Below are 3,280 nucleotides of genomic sequence, written 5' to 3'. Positions count from 1 at the left end.
GCAGGCCGAGCACGACCATGGCCAGCGCCTTGACGATAGAGCCGTGGGCGAGCGCGACGGACGAAACCAAGCCGACGATCATCAGCGAAAAATACTCGGCCGAGCCGAATTTCAGCGCGATCGCCGTCAGCGGCGGGGCAAAGATGGCGACGAGGAACGTCGACACCGTGCCGGCAAAGAACGAGCCGATGGCCGCGATCGCGAGGGCCGCTCCGGCGCGGCCGTTCCTGGCAATCTGGTAGCCGTCGATCGCGGTGACGGCGGACGAGGATTCGCCCGGCATGTTGATGAGAATGGCCGTGGTCGAGCCGCCATATTGCGCACCGTAATAGATGCCGGCGAGCATGATGAGGGAGGAGACCGGGTCGCCGATCTGGAAGGTGATGGGCAGAAGCATGGCGATGGTCGCGGTGGCGCCGATGCCGGGCAGGACGCCGATCAGCGTGCCGAGAAGGACGCCGATCAGGCAGAAACCGAGGTTGGTCAACGACGTCGCCGTCGAAAAGCCGAGCCCGAGGTTGTCGAGGAGATCCATGATCATCGCCTCACGATGCCGACCCTGGGGCCAGCCACGGGCCGAAGCGGCGGAACGGCAGGCCGAGCGCGTAGCTGAAGACGAGGAAGGCAAACAACGTCAGGCCGGCCGACAGCACGAGCGCGGTCAATGGCTTCATGCGGCGGCTGGCAAACGACGCGATCAGCGCCGTCAGGAAGATCGACGGGATGAATCCGAGGCCGCGCACTGTCAGGCCAAAGAAGATCGGAGCAGGCAGGATGAGCAGCATGCCGCGCCACGCAATGTGCCCGATCGCTTCGCCCTCGACGCGTACGGCCTGGACGAGAATGACCGCGCCAAGCAGGATCAGCACGATCGCCAGGACCAGCGGAAAATAGCCTGGCCCCATGCGCAAGGCGGTGCCGATTTCGAGACCGAGCGATTGCAGCGCGAACCATGCGCCAAAACCGATGAACAGGGCGGCGCACAGGCCGTTGGCCCTGTCGATCGCGAAAGGTTTCATGGTGGTTCTCCAAGCCCGCAGTGGGTAGCGGATGCCGAGCGGAATAGGGGCGCTGGTGGCGCCCCTATTCAAATCTCAGTCGGCGTACTGGCCGGCGGCTTCGATGATCGGCTTCCAGCGCGCGATCTCGCTTTCCAGCTTGGCCTTCAGTGCGGCGGGCGTGGCATCGGCCTCGAGCGACGGCTTGGTGCCCAGTTCGGCGAAGCGGGCGGCGACGTTCTCGTCCTTCAGCGCGACCTGCAGCGATTTCGACAGGCGTTCGGTGATCTCGGCCGGCGTGCCCTTGGGTGCATAGAGACCATGCCAGATGCCGACCTGCACATCGGGAAGGCCGCCTTCCACCGTCGTCGGCACGTCCTTCAGCACATCGAGGCGTTCCGGCGAGGTGACGGCATAGGCCTTGATGGTGCCGCCCTGGATCTGCTTGGTGGTGTTGGTCGTCTGGTCGCACATGATGTCGACCTGGCCGCCGAGAAGATCGGTCATGGCCGGGCCGGTGCCCTTGTAGGGCACGGTGACCAGCGGCGTCTTGATGGCGCTCATGAACAGCATGCCGCACAGATGCGAGGCCGCACCGATGCCGGCATTTGCGACGGTAATGGAATCCTTGTTGGCCTTGGCGTACTCCACCAACCCCTTGAGGTCGGTGGGCTCCAGGTCCTTGCGGCCGACGATGGTCATCGGCACTTCGGTGACGAGGCCGACATATTCGAAGGCGTTCAGCGTGTCGTAGGCGAGCTTTCTGTACAGCGTCGCACTTGTCGCCATGCCTATATGATGGAGCAGCAGCGTATAACCGTCCGGCTCGGCGTTGGCGACGCGACCGGCACCCAGCGTGCCGCCGGCGCCGCCGACATTTTCGACGATGACCTGCTGGCCGAGATCCTTCGACATCGCTTCGGCGACGAGGCGCGTGACCGTGTCGGTCGGGCCGCCGGCTGCAAACGGCACCACAACGGTGATGGTGCGTTCAGGATAGGTCTGCGCGCCGGCAGTGAACCCATAAAGCGCGACGGCCGCAGCAGCAGCCAGAGTGGCGACAAATCTTCTCATCGTGATCTCCTCCCAATACGTAAATCTCCAACCGCTGCGCGGGGTCCTCTCAACACCCTGCAGATGGAGCAACAACTAGCGCAAATTAACAGATTGCAACCGTCTCAAACGGCAAACTGCTGATGGGCGCCATCCTAATAGCCGTAGCCACGCGCCATCGCCGCGGCGAAGACCGGGATGAGCAGGAAGATGAAAGCTTCGGCGCGGATATAGGTCTTCACGGACGCAAGCTCGGCCGTCGGCACCTGGAACGAGGCATTGCCGCTCGCCTGCCTGCTCCAGGATATGAAGCGGACGGTCGGGATGATCGACAGCAGGCCGACCATGACGAACGCCGCTATCTTGGCCCAGAACACCCAATTGTGGACGTAGAATTCCCAGCCCTTGAGGCCATAGAAGACGCGGCCGATGCCGACGACGATGATCAGCGTGGCAATGATGCCGTAATGGCGGTCGATGCCGGCGAGCCTCTTGAGCGTCGCAGTGCCCAGATCGCCGCGGATCAGGACGAATTCGGCGCCGATGATTCCCGCCAACGAAAACACCAGCAGATGATGGAAGATCGCAAGCACAAGATCGGTGGTGTCCATGCTCTTTCCCCGGGGTTTGACGGCACCGCCCAGCGCCTGAAAAAGGGTCGCGCTGGCAGGTGTTGAATCAGCCTGCCGTGAAAATAGCACCGTCGCGCAAAATTCCCATAGCGGCGGCTGGATGATGGGCCGTGTTGCCCTGGCCCTTGCGCAGCACCGGCGATTTGCTAAGCGCTGACGATCCGTGCGAGGCAGATCCCATGAACAATCCACAAGCGACCAGCGCTCCTGTCATCGAAACGAAGCGAACCATCCTGCGGGCACACCGGCTGGACGATTTCGACACCTATGCCGCGATGTGGACGGATCCCATCGTCACCCGCTTCATCGGCGGCAAACCGCGCACGCGCGAAGAAAGCTGGATGCGCTTCCTGCGTCACGCCGGCCTGTGGTCGCTGCTCGGCTATGGCTTCTGGGCGATCGAGGAGAAGGCGACCGGACGCTTCATCGGCGAGGCCGGGTTTCACGACCTGAAGCGCGATATGGAACCATCGATCGAAGGCATTCCCGAGGCCGGGTGGGCGCTGGTTCCGGCCGTGCACGGGGCGGGCTTCGCCACCGAGGTGGTTGGCCGCATCCTGGCGTGGAGCGAAGAGATTTTCGGGCGCGAGAAGACCG

5 protein-coding genes are annotated in these 3,280 nt (G+C 63.4%); 1 reads left to right on the top strand and 4 read right to left on the bottom strand.

Features of this window, described 5'->3' with window-relative positions:
- The 4 genes from EOD15_RS31285 to EOD15_RS31270 all read right to left on the bottom strand — a co-directional run.
- On the bottom strand, positions 1-535 hold a 535-nt coding region (locus tag EOD15_RS31285; protein WP_185929128.1), incomplete at its 3' end, for a tripartite tricarboxylate transporter permease.
- Positions 536-545: 10 nt separating this feature from the next.
- Positions 546-1,019 carry a tripartite tricarboxylate transporter TctB family protein gene (locus tag EOD15_RS31280; RefSeq protein ID WP_127271254.1) on the bottom strand — a complete coding sequence of 158 codons (474 nt, stop codon included), beginning with the start codon at positions 1,017-1,019 and terminating at the stop codon, positions 546-548.
- Between the two features lie 75 nt (positions 1,020-1,094).
- Positions 1,095-2,072 (bottom strand): tripartite tricarboxylate transporter substrate-binding protein, encoded by a 978-nt coding sequence (locus tag EOD15_RS31275; RefSeq protein ID WP_127320505.1) that lies wholly within the window; start codon positions 2,070-2,072, stop codon positions 1,095-1,097.
- Positions 2,073-2,206: 134 nt separating this feature from the next.
- The gene (locus EOD15_RS31270; protein ID WP_127320504.1) at positions 2,207-2,662 is read right to left on the bottom strand and encodes a DUF2214 family protein; all 456 of its coding nucleotides are present in this window, start codon (positions 2,660-2,662) and stop codon (positions 2,207-2,209) included.
- 200 nt (positions 2,663-2,862) lie between these two features.
- On the opposite strand from EOD15_RS31270, the gene EOD15_RS31265 reads away from it, so the two are divergent.
- Positions 2,863-3,280 (top strand): GNAT family N-acetyltransferase (locus EOD15_RS31265; RefSeq protein WP_148129726.1); only part of this gene is annotated, 418 nt, incomplete at its 3' end.

The sequence above is a fragment of the Mesorhizobium sp. M7A.T.Ca.US.000.02.2.1 genome, assembly GCF_003996995.1.
Lineage (GTDB): Bacteria > Pseudomonadota > Alphaproteobacteria > Rhizobiales > Rhizobiaceae > Mesorhizobium.
Note: the sequence above shows the minus strand (reverse complement) of the source record. Positions and strands in the feature narration are given on the sequence as shown.

Coding starts and splice junctions, on each gene's coding strand:
- EOD15_RS31280 (WP_127271254.1), bottom strand. CDS start 1,019: ATGAAACCTTTCGCGATCGACAGGGCCAACGGCCTGTGCGCCGCCCTG.
- EOD15_RS31275 (WP_127320505.1), bottom strand. CDS start 2,072: ATGAGAAGATTTGTCGCCACTCTGGCTGCTGCTGCGGCCGTCGCGCTT.
- EOD15_RS31270 (WP_127320504.1), bottom strand. CDS start 2,662: ATGGACACCACCGATCTTGTGCTTGCGATCTTCCATCATCTGCTGGTG.